18 protein-coding genes are annotated in these 21,324 nt (G+C 40.8%); 11 read left to right on the top strand and 7 right to left on the bottom strand.

Annotation, left to right across the window (positions count from 1 at the left end; genetic code table 11):
- The 3 genes from B9A18_RS25450 to B9A18_RS25625 form a co-directional block, all read left to right on the top strand.
- Positions 1-1,673: T9SS type B sorting domain-containing protein (locus B9A18_RS25450; RefSeq protein WP_144009588.1), on the top strand; the 1,673-nt coding region annotated here is incomplete at its 5' end.
- Between the two features lie 22 nt (positions 1,674-1,695).
- The gene (locus tag B9A18_RS22160; protein ID WP_084291746.1) at positions 1,696-2,664 is read left to right on the top strand and encodes a PorP/SprF family type IX secretion system membrane protein; all 969 of its coding nucleotides are present in this window, start codon (positions 1,696-1,698) and stop codon (positions 2,662-2,664) included.
- Positions 2,665-2,681: 17 nt separating this feature from the next.
- Positions 2,682-4,616 carry an OmpA family protein gene (locus tag B9A18_RS25625; RefSeq protein WP_084291747.1) on the top strand — a complete coding sequence of 645 codons (1,935 nt, stop codon included), beginning with the start codon at positions 2,682-2,684 and terminating at the stop codon, positions 4,614-4,616.
- 198 nt (positions 4,617-4,814) lie between these two features.
- On the opposite strand, the gene B9A18_RS22170 is transcribed toward B9A18_RS25625, so the two are convergent.
- Positions 4,815-6,026, bottom strand: coding sequence for an ATP-binding protein (locus B9A18_RS22170; RefSeq protein WP_084291748.1), 1,212 nt, complete (start codon positions 6,024-6,026; stop codon positions 4,815-4,817).
- Between the two features lie 186 nt (positions 6,027-6,212).
- Between B9A18_RS22170 and B9A18_RS22175 the strand changes: the two genes are divergently transcribed.
- Together B9A18_RS22175 and B9A18_RS22180 are read left to right on the top strand one after the other, a co-directional pair.
- Positions 6,213-7,847, top strand: a complete 1,635-nt coding sequence (locus B9A18_RS22175) for an ABC-F family ATP-binding cassette domain-containing protein (protein WP_084291749.1) — start codon at positions 6,213-6,215, stop codon at positions 7,845-7,847.
- A gap of 20 nt (positions 7,848-7,867) precedes the next feature.
- On the top strand, positions 7,868-8,344 hold the full coding sequence (locus B9A18_RS22180; protein WP_084291750.1) for a YdeI/OmpD-associated family protein: 477 nt from the start codon (positions 7,868-7,870) through the stop codon (positions 8,342-8,344).
- Positions 8,345-8,426: 82 nt separating this feature from the next.
- Here B9A18_RS22180 and B9A18_RS22185 read toward each other — a convergent pair whose 3' ends face one another.
- The 6 genes from B9A18_RS22185 to B9A18_RS22200 form a co-directional block, all read right to left on the bottom strand.
- The gene (locus B9A18_RS22185; protein ID WP_144009589.1) at positions 8,427-8,729 is read right to left on the bottom strand and encodes a hypothetical protein; all 303 of its coding nucleotides are present in this window, start codon (positions 8,727-8,729) and stop codon (positions 8,427-8,429) included.
- Between the two features lie 95 nt (positions 8,730-8,824).
- Positions 8,825-8,974, bottom strand: a complete 150-nt coding sequence (locus B9A18_RS25225) for a hypothetical protein (RefSeq protein ID WP_159452726.1) — start codon at positions 8,972-8,974, stop codon at positions 8,825-8,827.
- Between the two features lie 11 nt (positions 8,975-8,985).
- Positions 8,986-9,528, bottom strand: coding sequence for a C40 family peptidase (locus B9A18_RS22190; protein ID WP_084291752.1), 543 nt, complete (start codon positions 9,526-9,528; stop codon positions 8,986-8,988).
- Positions 9,447-9,821 (bottom strand): hypothetical protein, encoded by a 375-nt coding sequence (locus B9A18_RS25230; RefSeq protein WP_159452727.1) that lies wholly within the window; start codon positions 9,819-9,821, stop codon positions 9,447-9,449. The genes B9A18_RS22190 and B9A18_RS25230 overlap by 82 nt, the downstream gene beginning before the upstream one ends.
- Positions 9,822-9,913: 92 nt before the next feature.
- The gene (locus tag B9A18_RS22195; protein ID WP_084291753.1) at positions 9,914-10,561 is read right to left on the bottom strand and encodes a DUF6266 family protein; all 648 of its coding nucleotides are present in this window, start codon (positions 10,559-10,561) and stop codon (positions 9,914-9,916) included.
- 210 nt (positions 10,562-10,771) lie between these two features.
- A complete protein-coding gene (locus B9A18_RS22200) occupies positions 10,772-11,989 on the bottom strand; it encodes a hypothetical protein (protein ID WP_084291754.1) in 1,218 nt (405 codons plus the stop codon).
- Positions 11,990-12,804: 815 nt separating this feature from the next.
- On the opposite strand from B9A18_RS22200, the gene B9A18_RS25060 reads away from it, so the two are divergent.
- From B9A18_RS25060 to B9A18_RS22235, 6 genes are all read left to right on the top strand, one after another.
- Positions 12,805-13,206, top strand: coding sequence for a hypothetical protein (locus B9A18_RS25060; RefSeq protein ID WP_144009590.1), 402 nt, complete (start codon positions 12,805-12,807; stop codon positions 13,204-13,206).
- Positions 13,207-13,436: 230 nt separating this feature from the next.
- Complete coding sequence (locus tag B9A18_RS22215) at positions 13,437-14,246, top strand: hypothetical protein (RefSeq protein ID WP_084291757.1); 810 nt, start codon at positions 13,437-13,439, stop codon at positions 14,244-14,246.
- Positions 14,247-14,360: 114 nt separating this feature from the next.
- Positions 14,361-15,617 (top strand): hypothetical protein, encoded by a 1,257-nt coding sequence (locus B9A18_RS22220; RefSeq protein WP_084291758.1) that lies wholly within the window; start codon positions 14,361-14,363, stop codon positions 15,615-15,617.
- Positions 15,618-15,722: 105 nt separating this feature from the next.
- Positions 15,723-16,319 (top strand): RNA polymerase sigma factor, encoded by a 597-nt coding sequence (locus B9A18_RS22225; protein WP_317048260.1) that lies wholly within the window; start codon positions 15,723-15,725, stop codon positions 16,317-16,319.
- Positions 16,320-16,412: 93 nt separating this feature from the next.
- Positions 16,413-17,525: a FecR family protein gene (locus B9A18_RS22230; RefSeq protein WP_084291759.1), complete on the top strand. Its 1,113-nt coding sequence runs from the start codon at positions 16,413-16,415 to the stop codon at positions 17,523-17,525.
- A 151-nt stretch (positions 17,526-17,676) separates the two neighbouring features.
- Positions 17,677-21,318, top strand: a complete 3,642-nt coding sequence (locus tag B9A18_RS22235) for a SusC/RagA family TonB-linked outer membrane protein (RefSeq protein WP_084291760.1) — start codon at positions 17,677-17,679, stop codon at positions 21,316-21,318.
- Positions 21,319-21,324 lie beyond the last annotated feature (6 nt).

A 21,324-nucleotide genomic window follows, 5' to 3' on the forward strand; every position in this document is an offset into this window, starting at 1 on the left:
CCAACGGAACGGTGACCATAGCAGCCGGCACTTCCGCAGGAAGCTATACGCTGAGCTACCGCATCTGCGAAAACCTGAACCCGGGCAATTGCGATATGGCTACAGCGACCATCGTGGTCTCGATGGCCCCGATAGATGCCATAGATGATAATTACACAGCAACTCCTGTTAATGGGGCAAGCGGTGGTGTAACCGCCTCGGTGCTGGGCAATGACCTGCTGAACGGCGGCATCCTCAGTCCATCGGCAGTTACCCTGACCGCAGTGAGCGTCCCTTCAGGGCTTAGCCTGAATGCCGACGGAACGGTGACCATAGCAGCCGGCACCGCCGCAGGAAGCTATACCCTGAGCTACCGCATCTGCGAAAACCTGAACCCGGGCAATTGCGATATGGCTACAGCGACCATCGTGGTCTCGATGGCCCCGATAGATGCCATAGATAATGATTACACAGCAACTCCTGTTAATGGGGCAAGCGGTGGTGTAACCGCCTCGGTGCTGGGCAATGACCTGCTGAACGGCGTCATCCTCAGTCCATCGGCAGTTACCCTAACCGCAGTGAGTGTCCCTTCAGGGCTTAGCCTGAATGCCAACGGAACGGTGAGCATAGCAGCCGGCACCGCCGCAGGAAGCTATACCCTGAGCTACCGCATCTGCGAAAACCTGAACTCGGGCAATTGTGATATTGCCGAAGCAACAGTTTTTGTTATTGTACCATCTATCGCCCTTGTCAAGACAGCGGCTGTCTCCAGTGACGGCATGAGGATTGCCTACAGCTTTGTGGTGACCAACACCGGAAATGTAACTTTGTCCAATGTTGTGCTAAACGATCCCAGACTTGGTGTTGCCGGCCGTTCCGTATCGGCCATCCTTGCACCTGGAGCGAGCAGCACAGTCACGATAAATTATACGATCTCTCAGGCGGACCGCGATGCTAAAGGGGTGACCAATACAGCAACAGTAAATGCTGCGTCGCCTGACGGGATATCAGTGAGTGATGTCTCGGGCACCGCCCAAAACAATAGTACACCCACCTTTACCGAGATATCATCTACCCCGGCAATAGCGCTGGTTAAAACGGCAGCTGTATCACCAGACGGAAACTCAGTGAGCTATAACTTTGTGATTACAAACACAGGCAACATTACATTGAACGGTATTTCTTTGACTGATACAAAACTAGGTATCAGTAGCAGAACAATTGCAGGTACGCTTGCTCCCGGACAAAGTACCTCAATAACGGTTATCTATACCACAACTGCGGCAGATAAAACGGCTAACCTGGTTACAAATACCGCTAAGGTAGACGCAGTTGCAATTGGAGGAGGAGCAGTAAGTGATGTGTCCGGTACGGCACAGAATAATGATAACCCAACGGTAGTTGTACTATTCGATGGTGAAGTCCTCGATATTCCATCTTTATTTACACCCAACGGAGATGGACGAAATGATCGGTTCGAAATCAGAGGTTTGGACCAGTATTTAGAAAATGAGCTGATCATCGTAAATCGTTGGGGGAATGAAGTCTACAAACAGTCTAATTATAAGAACGACTGGTTGGGCGAAGGACTCAATGAAGGCACCTATTATTATGTGCTCAGGGTGAAAAAAAATACCACATCAGGCTGGAGAACCTATAAAGGGTATATCACACTATTAAGAACATCAAATTAGCAATGCATTAAAAGGTCGTGTAATGAAAAAGCAATTCATCGTATTAGCTACATTCTTCAGTTCCATAAGCCAATTAGTTTTTGGACAACAGGATGCCCAGTTCAGTCAATATCTATTTAATGGTATATACATTAATCCTGCTTATGCTGGCTATAAAGAAGTGCTGAATTTGCATAGTTTTTATCGCAGTCAATGGACAGGCATAACCGGTGCGCCTAAAACAGGGAGTATTGTCGTAGATGCAATTGCCAATGAGGGTAATGTAGGGCTGGCCTTACAAGCAGTGAACGACAGGCTTGGCGCACAGCGAAATAATTCAGTTTACTTAAATTATGCCTATCGGATCAGGCTTAATGCTGAAGGAAGCTCCAGGCTGGCTTTTGGTCTGAGTGGAGGGGTGGCCCAATATGGAATCGATGGAGACAAGCTCTCCACGAATGATCCGGAGCTTAACTTTAATGCTTCAAGGAATCTGATTGTACCCAATGCGAGTTTTGGTATTTACTTTGCAAATGACAAATACTTTGCAGGTATTTCAGCCGATAACCTGATTGCCTCGCAATACAATGATGAAAAATTCAGGAATTTGGCTAAACCCCAGATCCATGCATATCTGACTGCGGGCATGCTTATCCCCCTTAGTACAAATATTAACCTTAAGCCCTCTTTCCTGTTGAAAGAAGACTTTGGCGGACCTACCAATCTTGATTTAAATGCATTCCTTCTTTTCGGTGAAAGTATATGGTTGGGCGGCTCTTATCGTACCGGAATTAAGATATGGGATAAGTCTTATTTACAGAAAGAATTGAGCAACAGCGACTCGTTTGTTGCTGCATTAGAAGTTTTTCCCCAAAGTAATATCCGGTTGGGATATGCCTATGATTTTTCTGTAGGACCTTTACAAGGTTACAGTGGAGGAAGTCACGAGATTTCATTGGCTTATTATTTCCGCAGAACACGCCTGAGAATGGCCACACAAAGGGTATTTTAAAAAGAAAATATATACTGATGAAGAACTATATACTAATTGCTGCTTTTTGTTTGGTAGGACTTGTAACCAGAGGTCAGGCGCTGCGCAAGGAGGCGGATAAACAATTCGAACTTTATAATTTTACGAAGGCGGTTACTTTATACACGGAGGCTTATAAACGGAACCCGACAACTTACACCGCTGATCGATTGGCTGAAAGTTACCGGAAAACTTTTAACTACGCAGCAGCAGAAAAATGGTATGCGAAAGCCGATAACATGCCTGACGTTGCTGCCAAAACCACCCTTGCTTATGGTTTAACGCTACAGGCGAATGGAAAATACGATCTTGCCAAATCTGTTTTTCAAAAGTACCGGGCTAAAGGGGATAGTTTGATAAATGATCAGCAAATTGAACGGCTTATCACATCCTGTGATTCAGCTAAAGTGTGGACGGCCAATCCGGTTAATGTTAAAATAGAAAACCAAACCCGGCTTAATTCACAAACAGCCGATTGGGCGCCTGTTAGTTATAAAAACGGAGTGGTGTTTACATCAGATCGTAGTTTACGAGGGGGTAAGGATTCATCAGTTAAAAAACATAAGCCTTTTCTGCGTTTTGATGGTAAATTGATAAAGCCCAGTGATCAGATTTACTCCTGGACGGGTAACAATTATAACCACCTGTATTATAGTGCGGGTAATAATCTGAGTATTTTCCCTATTGACGCCGGGACCAATTACCACGTGGGCACCGCAACTTTTAACCATGCTGGTAATGAAATGTTTTTCACCCTCACCCGGATTCCTGAAAGTATTAAACCCTACGAAAAAATTAGCACCATCAATATAGAAATTTACAGTAGCCGTTTAAATAGCTCGGGTGTATGGGGCAAGCCTGTTTCCCTACCGATTAATAATGTAGGATCTTACTCGGTAAGCGATCCATTTTTGGTTGGAGATACCCTATATTTCTCCTCCAATAGGCCAGGGGGAAAAGGTGGTACAGATCTGTATTATATGGTTCGCAATGGTGATAGTGCCTGGGGCCAGGTTCAAAACATGGCTAGTGTTAATACCAGGGGTAACGAACGTACACCAGTGATGGCGGCAAATGGGGATTTTTACTTTGCCAGCGATGGTTATGTGGGAATGGGTGGTCTTGATATTTTTAAAGTTTTAAATTTAAAGAACGCACCGAAAATTATAAACTTTAAATATCCGGTAAATACATCGAGGGACGACTTTGCGGTTTCTTTATCGGATATACCGGGTACTTATCTTTTCTCTTCTAACCGGGAAGGAGGAAATGGAGCAGACGATATTTACAGCTTGTTTATTCCCCGCCCAGTTGATGAAAATGTAATTTTAGCGGGTGTTGTATATGATCAGCAAACTAAACTGCCGATCGCAGGTGCGAAAGTAACCCTTGAAACCGTTAATGGAAAATCACAGGATTTGCTTACCAATGCCAAAGGATTTTATCAGTTTAACGTAGCGAAAAATAGCAGCTACAAACTAACGGGTACTAAGCAGAATTATATACCGGCAAATGAGCAGGTAAAAACAGACACTGCAAAAAGATATATTCAAGACCTTTACCTGCAATTCTTTACAGACCAGGCTATCGTTTTGCCAAATATTTATTATGATTTTGATAAATACAATATCCGTCCTGATGCGGCTGTACAACTCGATAAAGTATTGGTGTTGCTGAACAAGTATCCTAACCTCAAACTGGAACTGAGTTCACATACCGATAGCAGGGGGGTGGATGTTTATAACCAGTGGCTCTCACAGAAAAGAGCAGAAAGTGCTGTTGCGTATCTTGTAGGCAAAGGGATAGCTCAAGACCGAATCAGCGCACATGGGTATGGTGAGACCAGGTTAGTAAACCGTTGCGCTAACGGGGTTGCCTGTTCGAAAGAAGAACATCAGGCAAACAGAAGAACCGAGATTAAAAAAGCAAATTAAACTTTAAAACATTATTTATTTTACCAATTATTTTCAAGATGAAAAAGTATTTTTTTAATTGTTTGTTGAAATAGTTAAAAAATAAGAAAAGTTTCCTTCGAAAGCCTTAGAGAAATCTAAGGCTTTTTTGCGTTTAGTCATTATCAGCTTAAATTTTCTTGATGAATCATTAAATTGGTCAGACGGCGTCTGACCAATTTAATGATTCACAATGAATTCATGAGCTGGAATTACGTTGATTATCTTGCCATTTTTTTCAAACTTATCTTTTTGATCAATGGTTATTAACATTCCTTCCTGAACATCGAAAAATTCAAGGGCTTCAATGATTCCGTTGAGTTCTCTATTCAGATTATCAGGATTCAATTCATAACATACTTGAATGGCTTGATTAAAAGCACCGTTTTTAAATGCAATAAAATCGCATTCTCCTTTTTCAGAAAAATAGTATATTTCTTTATAAGTCCTGCGAAGGTGTAAAAAGATTAGGTTCTCAAATTTACGTCCATTATCTTCAGTAAAAGATCCCGAGTTGACATTGATCAAACCAGTGTCAATGGCATACACCTTCCTTGGGTTTGCAATTTGCTTTTTAAGTGAATAACTGAATTTTGGAATGAAATGTAATAAATAGGAGTATTCCATATGTGATAAATACTCTAACACGGTACTTGTGGCTCCAACCTCAAAAATATTCTTGAGTTTATTCCCAGATATAAGTTTTCCAACGTTTGAAATTAAATACTGGGCTAGTCGCTGAAGCGTTCTTACATCTTTGATGTTATAGCGAACTGCAATATCCCGGATAAGTATATCTTCAAAAAGATGGTTCAGGATCTCATCAGATCCCTGTTTTAGGTATTCAGGAAAGCCTCCAACATTTAAATAGGTAAGTAATGAATCTGCTGATGCCTTTAGCTTTTGAAAAGAAATGAATTCATGATATGAAAATGGGAATAATTCTTTAGTAATGTGTCTGCCTGTTAATTTTGTCCCTAATTCTCTACTCAATAACGATGCATTTGATCCGGTTACTACGATCTTATAACCCTCATCTAATTTTTGTCGCACATATCGCTCCCATTCTGGTATAATTTGGATTTCATCAAACATTAGAACCGTAAATTTTTGTTCTTTGATCACTTCATCTAGTCTGGAAAAATCATTGTTTTCGAATTCATAAAGTCTGGGGTCTTCAAAATTTAAGTATAATGCTGCGGGATATTTGCTCTTTAATAATTGAAATAACAAAGTGCTTTTTCCGCATCGCCTTATTCCTGACACTATTAGTGCATGTGAAGCTAAATCTGGCAATAATGGCAAGGTATCCCTTTTTAGTCCTATATCCTTATGTTCCAGATTTAAACGTTGAGCATGTATGATTTGACTGATTGTTGCCTTTAGTATCATGTTAAAGTGTTTGATGCAAAAATACAATAGTTTTGTTTGGTAAACAATACTATTTTTTGGTTAAACTAAATACCTTGGTAATTTCACTAAACCTGAAATATTTTACCGTCAACCAGATCGTAGATAAAACTCCTTAAATCCGAGGACTTTCCCTTATCTTTGCCGGCAATTCAATATTTCCATACTGTGATTAATGTAAATAACATCTCCGTTTCATTTGGCGGAACCACCCTGTTTAGTGACGTAACCTTTTCGATAAACGAGAACGATAAGATAGCCCTGATGGGTAAAAATGGCGCAGGCAAGTCGACCATACTAAAGATCATTGCCAATGCATCTAAACCTACTTCCGGTAGCGTAAGCGGGCCAAAGGACGCAGTAATAGCATATTTGCCACAGCATTTGCTTACCCATGATAATGTTACCGTTTTTGAAGAAACGATGAAAGCTTTTGCAGAGGTAAACCAGATGCAAATAGAGCTTGATGAGTTGAATGAGCAGCTTACTATTCGTACTGATTACGACAGTGATGACTACATGAAGCTGATCGAACGCGTATCGGAACTGAGTGAGAAATTCTATTCAATCGAAGAGGTCAATTATGATGCAGAGGTAGAAAAGGTGTTAAAGGGCTTAGGTTTCGAGCGCAAGGACTTTACTCGCCAAACTTTCGAGTTTTCGGGTGGATGGCGCATGCGTATCGAGCTGGCTAAAATCCTGTTAAAGAAACCGGATCTCATCTTATTGGATGAGCCTACCAACCACATGGATATCGAGAGTATACAATGGTTGGAAGATTTCTTAATCAACTCGGCAAAAGCAGTGATGGTAATCTCTCACGACCGTGCCTTTGTAGATAACATTACCAATCGTACCATTGAGGTTACGATGGGTAAAATATACGATTACAAAGCCAAATACAGCCATTATCTTCAGTTGCGTGCGGATCGTCGTATTCACCAATTGAAAGCTTATGAGGAACAACAACGTTTTATTGCCGATAACCAGGAATTTATAGACCGTTTTAGAGGGGTTTACTCGAAAACCTTGTCGGTGCAGTCGCGTGTGAAGATGCTCGAAAAGCTCGAAGTTATTGAAATCGATGAAGTGGATACTTCAGCATTGCGGCTGAAATTTCCACCATCTCCCCGTTCGGGTCAGTATCCAGTAATCGTAGAAGAGCTCACTAAAACCTATGGTGATCATGTGGTGTTCGAAAAAGCATCGATGGTGATCAGGCAGGGAGAAAAAGTGGCTTTTGTTGGTAAAAATGGTGAAGGTAAGTCGACCATGATCAAAGCAATCATGGGCGAGATCGATTTTGAAGGTGAATTAAAAGTAGGTCACAATGCAAAGATTGGATACTTTGCCCAAAACCAGGCTGCATTACTTGATGAAAATATAACGGTATTCGAAACCATTAACCAGATTCCATTAAGTGATGGTACTATAAAAATAAAAGACCTTTTAGGTGCCTTTATGTTTAGTGGCGATGATACCACGAAAAAAGTTAAGGTCCTTTCTGGAGGCGAGAAAACTCGTTTAGCCATGATCAAGTTGTTATTGGAACCTGTAAATGTGTTAATACTGGATGAGCCAACCAACCATTTGGACATGAAGACGAAAGACATTATCAAGGACGCGCTTAAGGATTTTGATGGCACTTTGATTCTGGTATCCCATGATCGGGATTTCCTGGATGGGCTGGCAAGTAAAGTATTCGAGTTTGGTAATAAGCGTGTACGCGAGCACTTTGAGGATATCAAAGGGTTCCTGGCTTACAAGAAAATGGACAGCTTAAAAGAAATCGAACAAAGCTAAAAAGTTGTATTTATGATCAAATGAGTGCTTTACTATTAGACAAAATACTGATGTTGGAAAAGTTTCCCGGAAAAGGGGGCTGGACCTTTGTGCGATTGCCGGAAATTAAGACCCCTTCAGGCAAACCACTAGGCTGGGATAAAGTTCGTGCACTGTTTGATGACTTTGAAGTCTCTGAAATGGGTTTGTTATCGCTTGGGAACGGGCAGCGTTTCCTTCCTGTAAAATCGCAAATCAGGAAATCGATAGGCAAGCAGGCCGGAGATCAGATCAGACTTCAGTTGTTCGCCCGGATCAAAGAATTAGATGTTCGGGCGGAATTTTTACTTTGTCTGGAGGATGATCCGGAAGCTTTAACTCATTTCCAAAGCTGGAAAGCGCAGGAAAGGGAGAAGTACATTTCCTGGATTGAGCAAGCGCAAAATACGGAGCAACAAGTTGAACGTATGGCACAGGCTGTTGACCGTATTGCAGCAGGACTTTTTTTTACTTCCTAGTATAGGTAGGAAACATCTCAAAAAGCCCTCGAACAAAATGTTCCAAGGGCTTTTTACTTTTACTACGATAAGCGGCTCTTCGTTACCTCTTCCTCCAAAACTTAACCACGAAAATCAAAATTCCAATCCCAATAATTATAACTACTCCATACACCCACAAATCCGGAGGCTCAGTTTTTTTCATCGTTTCCCGCTGCTGCATCACTTGCTTCTCATCCGTATTAACTGTACTACGCTTCGCCTCTTCTATATTTTCGCGGATGTTCTGATACTGGAATACCGAACTATCATTCCAATACGTGTAAATATTCGTTTCCTTGCTCGCAGTTTTTAAGTTTACACGTTCCAGGTAAGTTTTGTGGTTCGTCTCTAAATTGTTCTCCATCGTAGTTTTTGTGTTTTTTTTGAACAACATACAACCTGCAGAAAGCGCTAAAATCAGACAAATCAGCTCTAGCATTCTTCTAATAGGATACAGCATTACTCACCTCCGGTTTCTTTAAACTGACGTTTTAATGCTTTCTGTTTTGTTTTCAATACCCGCTGCTCTTCCTTTTTCATTAACCTATCTAATTCCGATAGCATTGAAAGCCCTCCGCTTCTATGCAAGCGGTTTACTTTTTTTATCATTAAACTCCGTGTCATAATGCAGCTCCTTTCTTTTTTGAATTGTTATTGATCCAGTCCGAATAGCGGTAAATAGTCTTTACATGCCTTAGCTTCCTATACACACCATCACCATTTCTCGATCCGTTTGTATTTGTATTGCCTTCCACACAACTCAGCCAATTGCCGTTTACCCTTTCAACCACGCCGCAATGCGCAATCCTTTTTAGCGAGGGAAAGTAAACTCCAAACAAAACTCCCGGTGCAGGTATTTTAACCAGCCTGCGCGAAGGAAACAGGGCGGGAGACCAACCTGTAACAGGCGCCGAATAACCTCCTTTTTTAAATACCCAACTTAAAAAAGCTGCGCACCAGGGCTCGCCCTTCTTTAAGCCAACACTGGCTAGATAAGCTTCTACCTCCGGACCATCATTATTACCTGTCGCTTCTCTAATCCCTATTTGCGATTGTGCAATGGCAACAATCTGCTCATGGCTTACATCACTGCTGCCAGACAGCCCACGGCCACCAACAATAGCAAAGCAAAACATGCAAAGTAAAATCCTAACTGTTGCCATATCTTCAAGAATTTAAATTGTGAAACCATCAATCCTAAACCGGGTAACCCCAAAGCCCTCCAGGAGCGCTGCAATAACCACCAGCATAAGGGCAGTATCATTAAAAAGCTAATGAATGCCAGTAGCACCAGGAGCCAAATCGCAGGGTCTATATACCCGGCAGTACTATTTTCAAACTGCATAATTTTAGGTGCAGTAAACCATACCAACAGCAGCAGTCCAAAAAATATAAAGTCGGTAGCGTACTTAATCACCACAAAAACTGCCGACTTGCTTAAAAATGTTGTCTTCATAACGTTTTAGATTATTTGTTTATAGATATCCCTAATTGGGGAAGGGCAGGTTCGATAAAAGCCTGCGCTTCCCCTAAAAGGAATCTGGTTAATTACACCACTACTAGCTCTCCGAGGTATAAGCTGTTGCTAACCTCTTTGCCATTAATGCCTACAAAGCTGATGTAGCAGTGTACGGTATCACCAACAAAAGGAGGTGGCAGCTGCAAGGTATATTGCAGCGCAGATCTGGTTATAACACCGGTTAGGACTATAAATTGACTTCTCGTCTCATTATACACTATAAAGCTGGCGGTGTCATCAGCCGATCCATCCTCGCTACCGGCATAGTTTTCCTCCCATATAAACTTCACCTTCGCTGCGGCTTCAGCAGTTGCTGTAATCATGCGAGGTAGTGGCAGACTGCCTTTGCTAAGCAACAGTTTAGTGAAATCTATCGTGAAATCTGGTGATATGCCGGTAATGGCATTGCTTAGGTTGTACGATACAGCAGCATTCATAGCCGCCTGGCCAGGTGCTGCGGCATGTTTAAAACCAATGTTGATGATCTTTTTTAAGCGGGCCAAAAATGAAGTCATTAACTTCATCTTTAACCTGGCTGGCACCTGAGCTTCAGTTGCTGCTCTTTTTACTTTTCGTGGCATGGCCTTAATTAAGTCCATCAGTCTCCAAAAACAGCCGTAAGCTGTGCCTAATTGTCCCTGAAATCCGCCCAGGAATCCTCTTGATAATTTTCCCATAATGATAGGTTTTAAAAATTAATAAATCTGTTAATTACATGCAGGCCTTAGCCCTTATGTGTAGGTCCTTCGGAGGTGGCTGGCCAGCTAACACCTTGTCGGTAACCTGAAACAAATTGAAGAATTCTTAAACCCTAAAAAGGGTTAAGGGGTTAAGTTAACCCGGGCTTAACCCCCTTTAAAAGCGCTAAAAACGTAGAAAATATTTTTTTATTCAAGTGTCATTTCTTCTAATACTTTGATCATAGCTTGCAGTGTTTCTATCATCCAATCTATTGTGCGGGTATCAGGTTTCCTACTTTTGTTTAAACTCAATGTGCTGATAGAGTCTGTGCCAATTGTGGTTGCATTTTGGGCAATGAAATCTAGGGTGGTCATCATTTTTCCCTTTTCGATGGAGATGAACCGTAGCCGGATAAAAAGTTCTATAAATAGAGCAAGTTGAGCTACGGTTAGCTTAAATGGAAGTTTAAAATCAAGTTTGTCAGCACGCTCAGTTAAATCTACAGCAGGTTGTTTTTCAAAGGGCGGACTTTGTATTGTTGTAATGTGCACCAGCTCGAGACTAATGTAAGTAAGTATCGATTCCGAAATTGGTAGGTTGTCCTTTTCGCAGGCTACATTTGGCTTCAGGTATATATTTTTTATTTCCTTTGCGTACCAGCTAAACTTCTCTACTTGCGCTGCAAAGGTGAGTTCGGTACCTACCTTGGAAGCAATGTAATGCTTGCAATAATCATGAAAGCTTTCTGTATTAAAATTCAGATAGATGAGGTTTACCATAGCCTTCTCTGTCCAGTCTATATCTTTGTTCTCTGAAAGGAGATTAAGCATATTATCCATCATTAATTTAGCATAGTTGAGCTGTTGATAACTGCAGCTTTCTCTCGCGCAATGGTGGGTTATATAATCCAGGATCGTTTGTTGTAAAGCAGTATCTATGGATTTGCTTTTCAGTTTGGCTTTTAATACATTCAGATTGCGGTTTAGTAGTTCGGCCGATTCAATACGGTAGGTATAGGGAACGAATATGCTGAGGTCAAAATATTTGCTCTGCTCTTTTTCTATATGGTTGAGCATGTTTTCGAGCGTTGTTATGATGCATTGGTATAAGCTTATGGCCTGGTGGTAAGTATCTGGTTCAATAAGTTCTTTTTCCAAGCTCTCCATATGTTTTCCGGTAGTGTCCATTAAATTGATGGCTTCACGCTGATGAGATTGTATATACCGTTCCAAATGGATTTCTTCTAAATTTCGGCAGGGTGCATTTTTAAATTCATTGATAATCCTATGTCCTTCGGCTGAAACCTCTTGTTTCAACTTGTCAATCGTTTTTACTTGTAAAGTAGTAGCAATGTTTAAAGGGTCAAAATCAGTACACAGAAGATTCCCAAAGCTTAGTAGCTCCAATTTGGCTTGATGTGGCATAAATAGTTTGGTTTTTATATACAATAGTTGGATTAATTACGAAGAGGAAGCTTTCCTCGCAATTGAAAAGGCTGATGTCGCAATGCCCGTTCCTTTTACTAGTCCTTTATACAATGGAGAGATGAAAGCGTTGATTTAAAAATAAAATTAATTGGTTCAATATATTGATAAAATTATTTTAAATAAAATTAAGAATATAACATTTTTGTTATGTTTATTTCTACTTGTACTATAATTGGAGCTGTTGATGGGGTGGAGGAGCTTGTAATAACTATAAAAATAGGATCGATGCTAGCGCTTTCCAAAATATTGGAATTATTTTTAATATTTTACAATTTAGATTTTAATATTAATTATTTAGATAATTGTTGTTGTTTTTAGGTTTTTTAGTTATATTGGGGTATAGATGTAATCAAGGTAAACCTAACGGGTAAACGCTTTGATTTACACCGAAGTATAGATCCTAAAACCATAACATCAGGCCTATGAACTAAAGAAAATAAACAACATATCATTTACTTCTTAAATGAGGTATTAATTCAAAGAGTCTCTTCTACCAAAATCTCACAAATGCCGTTCGGAGACAATAGATTAATGCCCATAACGAATATTATTGTACTTTTGAAGGTGCACTATAGCGTTATGGGCTCTATTGTAAACCCGTGGACAAGGTCGTGAGAAACCTGGTAGAGCGGTATTTAGAGTCCGCTATAGTGCATCTTCGTTTTTAACCCTACTGGTGGTTAAAACAGATCATCTCGGCTTCTTCTAAATTCCCATCTGGACTCATATTATTCATCTTTTAAATCAATAGTATGAAACTCAATCAGCCAAAAACCACCGAAACTATTTATTTTATCAAGGAGTTTAGTGACTTGGATATCCCTATCCATGTAGCCTTTGATGATTTCGAAACTGCCAAAGCCTATATAAGCAGGCTCAGAACATTCGGGGATGCCCAAATTGTTGAATGCCAGCTTAACCCTGGCTTTTATACCGATATCACCAGAGATTGCTTTTTTGTCCAGCTTAATATGCATAACGATGAGGCTACTGCTCACTATGTTATTGATTTGCAACGTACCGAACTTGCCACCAACGGACATTACTTTTTTGAAGGCGAACAAATTTGCGTTTATGTGATGGCACTATCGAAGGATGGAGCGATAAAAGCTGCCCGTGAGCTCAAGGACGAAGTAAAGCGAAATCAGGAATAAGGAGCTAAATTTTGTATAGGTATTTTAGTTATATACGCGCAAGTAGTTAAGGTTCAGCTAAGGATTAAAGTCCAACTATACTGCAACTATACTCCAACTAAAGTCCAACTATTCCTGTAAATAGTTGGACTTTAGTTAGAGTTTGAATGTTTTATACTTGCTGTTTTCTCGAAGGCTTTCCAAACCTTTTACTATAGCTGTTGTTTGGTCTATACTTAAATTTATAGATTATGGCGAAATTTGATGGAAAATTCCTGACTGGCGTAATAGGTCCTGCTGTTTACAAGAGACGTGGTAACACACAATTGGTTACTGCCAAATCGAGGTTAACCAAAGAGGGGCAAACCGAAAGCACAAGAAAAGCAGCAACTCAATTTGGTGTCAGCAGTAGCCTTGCAGCAGATTTAAGAAGGAATTTAAAGAACATCGTAACAGATTTTTATGATGGTACAATGGTTTATCGCTTTAAAACTGTTGTACAGCAAACCATGAGACAGGCAATGTATCATCAAACGGGCGGGTATCATTTTACTACCAACACTTTTGATAAGCTAAATGGTTTTGAGTTTAATGCCGATTCGCCTGTAAATAATATTCTTTTTGTGCAGCCGGTGCAAACCATCAACGGAAATATCTTGACCATCAACTTACCAGAGATCCATGTTTCGGAGGATATGAAGTTCCCGCGAAAAGCAAGCTCCTGCTTATTAAATATTGTAGTGGGTATGTATGATCTTGCTTATGGACACAAAACCATTTGCCCGGTTCAAACCATTGAGATTCCAAATGATAGTGAAAATGATGTTATTCCTGCTCAGGAATTGACTTTTGAAATAGAACCAGGCTGTTTGTGTGTTTCTGTATTTTCATTTCAGTTTGTACAAAAAACATTTTCAGGGAACCAGATCATGAATAGTAAAGGGTTTAATCCTGTTGCGGTGTTTAGGGCGGTAATTGCGGAAGGGGAGGTAGATCCGCAAAGGACAGAAAATTGGCAGGATATGACGTTTAAAAATGGAAACCCTGAGTCTGTTGATTAAGGAATATGAGTGGGTCAATTTTATTATTAGGCATGGGGACACTTCTGGCTAGCGGATCTTAATGAACGCTGTTTGTGATTTTTTTTTAAATTCGTCAATACCAAATACAACTGAATGGACAGAAAAAAAAAGAAACAAGCGGCAATTAAGTCGGTAGTTAAGGTTGAGCAGCTACGCAAGGCCATGAAGCAACGCTTTTTGGATCGTACAAAAAAAATAATTACCCTGGTGGGCGGTGAAGATCTATATGATTATTTCACTGATATCTATTTAGAAAAGCTTTTTGAAATTCGTTACAAGATGCTAAAAGCTATACCAGCCCCTGGATCATCTATCACCAAGAGCAGGGTAATTCAATTCAATAAGCTATTGTATGAGCTAATGGAGGGTGTAGAAGTTACTTTTCCAAATGGCAATTCAATTCCAATTAGCTGGTACCTTGAGGAAGGGATGACATTGGCTAGTAGTATTAATATGTTTGAAACGGATTTTGATCCTAAAATGAAGGAAGTTAAGGAGTGTTTCTCTTTCTGCTCGCGTGATGGTGAATTTCATAATGATTTGCAGGACGCACTAATTGGAATCGTGTCTGATACCTGCTTAATGCTGAATGATTATAATGACCATGTTTATATGGCTGATCTTGATGAGAGTCCTTGTTTTGCGGAATTCAATATGGGGAATGAGATTATTATCGACTCCTTTAAGCCAAAGAAAGAAACAATTGAAACAAGGAAAGGCATGCGTAATGCTATACGTCTGGGCTACTTTTCTGAAGACTTTGAATGGGAGCATGTTAATGTTAAACCATCATTATTGGGTTTCAATACCATAAGCCTGGATATCCCTCTTGAAATATATATCACCACTCATGCATTCGACAGGCTACAGGAAAGAATAAATATCACCCCCGGAATCATGCATCGAATTTTGGTACTCATCTTCATACAGTCAGAAATACCGCACCGATGGAAAGGAGATGCAAGTCATGTTGAATTTAGAGTCTCTGATGAGAAGGTTGGATATCTTGTCCTGAAAATGGATGCCGGTAAATTAGTGATCCATACTTTTTTATTTCTAACCAACAACGATACTTTTGAAGGTGAAAAACTTGGACGCCTCCTAAGTGTCGTTAAGGAGGATAAAAAATATCTGGAGATTGATACGCTCCCGGCTTTTAACGCCTATCATATTGACAAAAATGAAAAACTTAGCAAACTGTTTAAAGAGGCGGGTTGTGGATCCTTGCTAAAACTGGGACACCTTCAGGAATTTACGGCCAACCAGATCGCAGATAAAGATCCTGAATCTATTTTACATTATTTAGCAGATGCGCCTTATTTCAGGAGGCAGGCTTCTCAACTTGATTGAAATGAATTTTTATAGTCATACCGTTAAATGTCATTTAATATTTATAAAATTGTAGATAAGTCTTCAATACGCCCTTGGAAGAAAAATAGTTTAAATTAAATATAATTGAGGCAAAGAGGTAATATGATGGCTGCACAGGGCAATCTTTCTGATCAGGAACTTGTTTCATTGTTAAAAGGGGGGGACAGGCTTGCTTTTACTCAAATATACGATAGGTACAAATACCTGTTGTATGCACATGCTTTTAAAAGATTAAGAAATGAGGAGGAGGCGGAAGACCTGATCCACGATCTTTTTACTACGCTTTGGAACAGACGTGAAACATTTGAACTAAAAAGCCATTTGCAGGGCTATCTCTATACCGCAGTCCGCAACCGCATATTTAAACTACTGGCACATAAAGATATTGAATCTGAATACATTTCCTCATTTCAGCAGGTTAGCGAACAGGTAAGCAATATAACTGACTACCTGGTAAGGGAAAACCAGATGACAGCCATGATTGAAAAAGAGATAGCTGCATTACCTTCAAAAATGAGGGTAATTTTTGAGCTCAGCCGTAAACAGAATTTATCGCATAAGGAAATAGCCGGACAGCTCGGGATTTCAGAACAGACTGTATCCAAGCAGGTTACAAATGCCTTGAAAATACTAAAAAACAAGTTTGGTCTGCTGGTATACCTGGTTTTTCTGGTCCGGTAGTAAAATATTTCATTTTTTTTCAAAATCATCTACCTGTTGCCAGGTAGCTATGGGTCTATAGTATTAATCAGGGCAAAACCGATTCTTTATACTATGAACAAATACGAAGTAAAAACACTGCTGGAAAAGTTTGATGCTGGTAACTGTACCGATGAAGAAGTGGCTATGCTGGAAAGCTGGTATTTAAACTGGCGAAACGAACCGCTGGAACTTGAAAACACAGCCGCAGATCAAAGTGTTGGCCGGATTTGGGCCAGGCTGCAGGAGGAAAACAAAGCGGTTAAATTATGGCCGCGTATAAGGATTGCTCTGGGGGTCGCCGCTGCAGTAGCTACGATTACTTTAGGTATTCTACTATACTATACATCTGCTCCCCGTCATCCCGAGGGAAGCACAGCAAGGAGGAATCTCCAGGATAATGATATTGTTCCTGGTAGCAACAAAGCTTTTATCACCCTGGCAGATGGCAGTACCATCAGTTTAAGTGATGCGAAAGCCGGACTAAGCATACAAGGCAGTCAACTCCAATATAATGACGGGAGCGAGGTGAAAACCGGATCGCAAGACCTGTCTCTTTTAGAAAAAGAGATTACCATCAATACTCCGCGCGGGGGTACCTACCAGATAGACTTACAGGATGGCACCCGTGTATGGCTGAATGCCGCCTCAAGTCTTACTTACCATAAGGCCCTGAGCAAACGTGGAGAACGTATCGTAACACTAAATGGTGAAGCTTATTTTGAAGTGGCAAAAGATAAGGCCCATCCCTTCATTGTACAAAGTAAAAAACAAAGGGTAGAAGTGCTGGGTACACATTTTAACATCAGCAACTATGACGATGACAGTACTGCCCGAACTACGCTGCTGGAAGGAAGCGTGAAGATCAATCAAGCCATATTGAAACCGGGGCAGCAATCAGTAATTGAGAACAACCAGCTTAAGGTCATCCCTGCAGACATAGAGTTGGCAATGGCCTGGAAAAACAATGATTTTGTATTTAATGGAGAAGATTTTAAAACAACAATGCGGAAAATTGCACGCTGGTATAATGTAGACATTGTATACGATCCCGGCCTAAGGGAAAGTATTGAACTGGATGGATGGATCTCCAGGAAAAACAAACTCTCTGATGTACTCGTAAAAATAGAACAGGCAGGAAATGTACACTTTAAAATAGAAGGAAGGAGGGTTATAGTGGAAAAATAGATACCGTCCAATATAAGCCTTAAAATAAGAATCAGAAGTGCGTTAACACCTCTGACCTGAGTTTGGCTTAGATAAATATTAAATTATCAATGTAACGCATTATGCCAGAGTTTCGAAGCTGAAGGCAGCATGCTCACCAAAACCTAAACAAATGTATAAAATTTATAGTTGTAAACTATTGCTCATTATGCGATTAACCACCGTCATATTAATAGTGACCATGATGCAGGTAAGTGCCGCAACCTTTGCTCAGCGGGTAACACTCAACGAACAGAATTCTTCCATTAAAAATGTCCTCAAAAAGATAAGGTCTCAAACGGGCTACGACTTTTTGTTCGAACCCAAGTTGATAAGGGATGCCGGTTTGGTAAACCTTAAACTGAACAATGCAACCTTAGACGAGGCATTGAAAGCACTTTTTAGCCAAGTTCCGCTTACCTACAATATTGATGGTAGGATTGTGGTCATCGAAGGTAAAAAGAAATCGATCCTGGATAAGGTAATGGATTTGTTCAGCGAGATTGATGTAAAAGGTAAGGTCGTAGATGAAGAGGGTAAGCCGCTATCAGGGGCAACAATAAGTGTTGTTCTTGCTGATTTTTCAGAAAATAAAAAGACGGGTGACTTTTCATCTATGATTAAAGGCAGGAAGGCGGTTACCGTAACCAATGTAGCAGGAGAATTCCAGCTGAAAGACGTAGATGAAAAGGCTTTTATCGTTATTTCTTATACAGGCTATGTGGACTATCCGATTAAGGCTGCAAAAGACCTGGGCATCATTAAAATGAAGCTTTCAGGGAATCTGGAAGAGATAATTGTAAGTACCGGTTACCAGAAGATATCAAAGGAGCGGAGTGCTGGTTCTTTTTCAAAGCCGGATATGGATGTAGTAGCCAATAGGGCAACAAGCAACAACATTATCCAGCGTTTAGACGGTTTGATACCCGGACTGGTGATTAATAACTCACCCACATCGGGAAAGCAGCAGTTTCTTATCCGCGGCTTAACAACGTTGCCATCTTTACAAAACTATACCAGTGCTTCTCCTCTATTTGTAGTGGATGGAATAGCGGTACCTGATATCTCATTCATAAATCCGCAGGATGTACTTGATGTAACGGTATTAAAGGACGCTACAGCGGCTTCTATCTGGGGTGCCCGCGCTTCAAACGGTGTGATCGTAATCGTCACCAGAAAAGGTGAAATTAGCCAAAAATTGAGGATCAACTATGATGCATTTGCCAGTTTTCAGGGTAGGCCAGATATTGAATATTTCCCGGTACTGAACAGTCAGCAATATATACAGGCTTCCAAAGAGACTTTTGATCCGGTAAATTTCACGTATAATCCTACATACTCTCCGGTAACAGGTGGTACCGGATACGCACCCGACAGGCAAATTGAATGGGATTTTGCCCGGGGACGGATCTCAGCATCGGTAAGGGATGCGAAACTGGATAGTTTGGGTGCTATCAATAACCTTAGCCAGATGAAAGACATCTTTTATCGTCCGCAAATATTGATGAACCATACCCTTTCTCTGTCGGGTGGAACTGAAAAATATGCCAATTATACTTCTCTGGCCTATACTGGAAATCAAAGTTATACGCCAGGTAACAAGGATAACACTTTTAAAATCAACACCCGGCACGATTATGCTTTTAATAATTGGATTAAAGCATATTTTATTGGCGACCTGACCAACCAGCGGACAGGTTCAAAGCGGGCTGTCTCACCTGATAATCGCTTTCTCCCTTATCAGCTGTTTCGGGATGCATCTGGTAACAACATAGATATGTCTTATCTGGGCCTATTGCCCAATGAAGCCATTGGTCCTGTGGCCAGTTTAACAGGGCGGAACCTGAACTACAATCCGCTAACCAACCAGGAAACCGGCGCTACCAACAGCAACAATTTCATGGCCCGGCTTACATCAGGAATTACGATTGACCTTTATAAAGGCCTGCGTTACGAAGGCGTGTTTGGCTACATCAGGGGAACAAACCGTACCACGAACTATGATGACAATAGGAATTACAATCAGAATATACAACTCCTCCGGTTTGCTCAGAACAACAACGGTACCGTTAAATATAATTTACCCAATACCGGGGGCAAGTATGCCGCATCTAATTTAACGGATGAGCACTGGACAGTAAGAAATCAACTGGTATATGATTTTACCTCAAAAAACCAGCTACATCAGTTTAATGCATTGGCAGGATATGAAGTACAGGAGCAAAAAAATATCATCACAAGCAGTATCGTATATGGCTATGACCAGAATGCCGAAACGGCTACATTGCTGGACTATAATACATTGGCGGCTACAGGTATAGCAGGAGGTATCCTGCCCACAGTTGGTGGCAATGCAAAGCTTAGTGAGAATCCTTTTGCACAACATGAATCCCTGCTAAGGTTTCGCTCTTATTATGCCAACCTTGGCTATACCTATGATAAAAGATATACTTTAAATGCAAGCTGGAGGCAGGATAAAAGCAATCTTTTTGGTATCAATAAATCTGCACAGCGCAAACCTGCATGGAGTGTTGGTGGTAAATGGACCCTCAGTAATGAAGAATTTATGCAGGGCATCAGCTTTATTAATGACCTGGCGGCCAGAGTTACTTATGGTATTGGCGGAAACTCCCCACTGCCCGGTAAAAGTGCCAGCCAGGATGTACTGTCGCCAATTCCAAATCCATATGTACCTGGTGGACAAGGTTATCGTGTAGCAACTGCCGGTAATAAGAATTTGACCTGGGAACAGACCAGCACGCTTAACATCGGCCTGGATTTTTCTTTACTGGATCGTCGTGTGAATGCCTCTCTGGATTACTATCAAAAGAAATCAACTGATCTGATCGGACCGCTGGAAGTAAATCCTTTAACTGGTTTTCCTACTATCGTAGGGAATGTGGGGGACCTGTCAAACAAAGGAGTAGAGGCTGCTATTAATTCTGTAAATATCCGTAACCATAACTTCCAGTGGAGTAGTTCCTTTACGCTATCGTACAATAAAAATAAAATTACCAAAATCAATTTACTGACGGCTGTTGCTACTGGGCGTGATAAAATCAATGCACAATATTTGCCAGACTATCCGGCATTCTCAGTATTTGCCTATGATTATGCGGGGCTGGATGCTGCCGGTAATCCATTGGTAAGGCTTTCCGATGGTACTGCATCGATAGGTATGACAGGTGCAGCGCTGCCTAAAGCAAACGATGTATTGTTTATGGGTGTGTTTCAGCCGGCATGGAGTGGGGGGCTGTCCAATACATTTGGCTACAAAGGTTTCTCGCTTAATGTCAATATCGTTTACAACCTTGGTCATGTAATGTTCAGGGATGTTAACACTACCTATACAGAATCTACAAATGGCTACGGTTTTATTGGAAATCAGAATTTTCAAAACGGGAACCTGCATGCTGATTTTGCCAACCGCTGGCAAAAACCTGGTGATGAGAACCGGACAAATATCCCAGGCTATAAAACAATCGCTGATAACTCAAAAATAAACACAGACTATTATAGGTATGGAAATACGAATGCAGTTAGCGCTTCCTATATGAAAATAAGGGATTTGGGCCTTACTTATACTTTACCGCGGTCTGTTACCGGCAAAATAAAAGTTGAAGGTCTGAGCCTGCGGGCAGGTATGTCTAATATTATGCTGTGGAAAGCCAATAACGATGGCATTGATCCTGAATTTCAGGACGCTCGTTTTGGCTCAAGGTCCCTTCCTACAGGGCAAAACGCATTTAATGTAGGTATCCATTTAACCTTATAAATACGA

The organism is Pedobacter nyackensis (assembly GCF_900176505.1).
GTDB lineage: Bacteria > Bacteroidota > Bacteroidia > Sphingobacteriales > Sphingobacteriaceae > Pedobacter > Pedobacter nyackensis.

What these genes read in the sequence shown, in the direction of transcription:
- B9A18_RS25625 (WP_084291747.1), top strand. Translation starts at nt 2,682, where the DNA reads ATGAAGAACTATATACTAATTGCTGCTTTTTGTTTGGTAGGACTTGTA.
- B9A18_RS22195 (WP_084291753.1), bottom strand. Translation starts at nt 10,561, where the DNA reads ATGGGAAAATTATCAAGAGGATTCCTGGGCGGATTTCAGGGACAATTA.
- B9A18_RS22185 (WP_144009589.1), bottom strand. Translation starts at nt 8,729, where the DNA reads ATGGAGAACAATTTAGAGACGAACCACAAAACTTACCTGGAACGTGTA.
- B9A18_RS22215 (WP_084291757.1), top strand. Translation starts at nt 13,437, where the DNA reads ATGGCGAAATTTGATGGAAAATTCCTGACTGGCGTAATAGGTCCTGCT.
- B9A18_RS22200 (WP_084291754.1), bottom strand. Translation starts at nt 11,989, where the DNA reads ATGCCACATCAAGCCAAATTGGAGCTACTAAGCTTTGGGAATCTTCTG.
- B9A18_RS22160 (WP_084291746.1), top strand. Translation starts at nt 1,696, where the DNA reads ATGAAAAAGCAATTCATCGTATTAGCTACATTCTTCAGTTCCATAAGC.
- B9A18_RS25225 (WP_159452726.1), bottom strand. Translation starts at nt 8,974, where the DNA reads ATGATAAAAAAAGTAAACCGCTTGCATAGAAGCGGAGGGCTTTCAATG.
- B9A18_RS22190 (WP_084291752.1), bottom strand. Translation starts at nt 9,528, where the DNA reads ATGGCAACAGTTAGGATTTTACTTTGCATGTTTTGCTTTGCTATTGTT.
- B9A18_RS22180 (WP_084291750.1), top strand. Translation starts at nt 7,868, where the DNA reads ATGAGTGCTTTACTATTAGACAAAATACTGATGTTGGAAAAGTTTCCC.
- B9A18_RS25230 (WP_159452727.1), bottom strand. Translation starts at nt 9,821, where the DNA reads ATGAAGACAACATTTTTAAGCAAGTCGGCAGTTTTTGTGGTGATTAAG.
- B9A18_RS22230 (WP_084291759.1), top strand. Translation starts at nt 16,413, where the DNA reads ATGAACAAATACGAAGTAAAAACACTGCTGGAAAAGTTTGATGCTGGT.
- B9A18_RS22170 (WP_084291748.1), bottom strand. Translation starts at nt 6,026, where the DNA reads ATGATACTAAAGGCAACAATCAGTCAAATCATACATGCTCAACGTTTA.
- B9A18_RS25060 (WP_144009590.1), top strand. Translation starts at nt 12,805, where the DNA reads ATGAAACTCAATCAGCCAAAAACCACCGAAACTATTTATTTTATCAAG.
- B9A18_RS22220 (WP_084291758.1), top strand. Translation starts at nt 14,361, where the DNA reads ATGGACAGAAAAAAAAAGAAACAAGCGGCAATTAAGTCGGTAGTTAAG.
- B9A18_RS22235 (WP_084291760.1), top strand. Translation starts at nt 17,677, where the DNA reads ATGTATAAAATTTATAGTTGTAAACTATTGCTCATTATGCGATTAACC.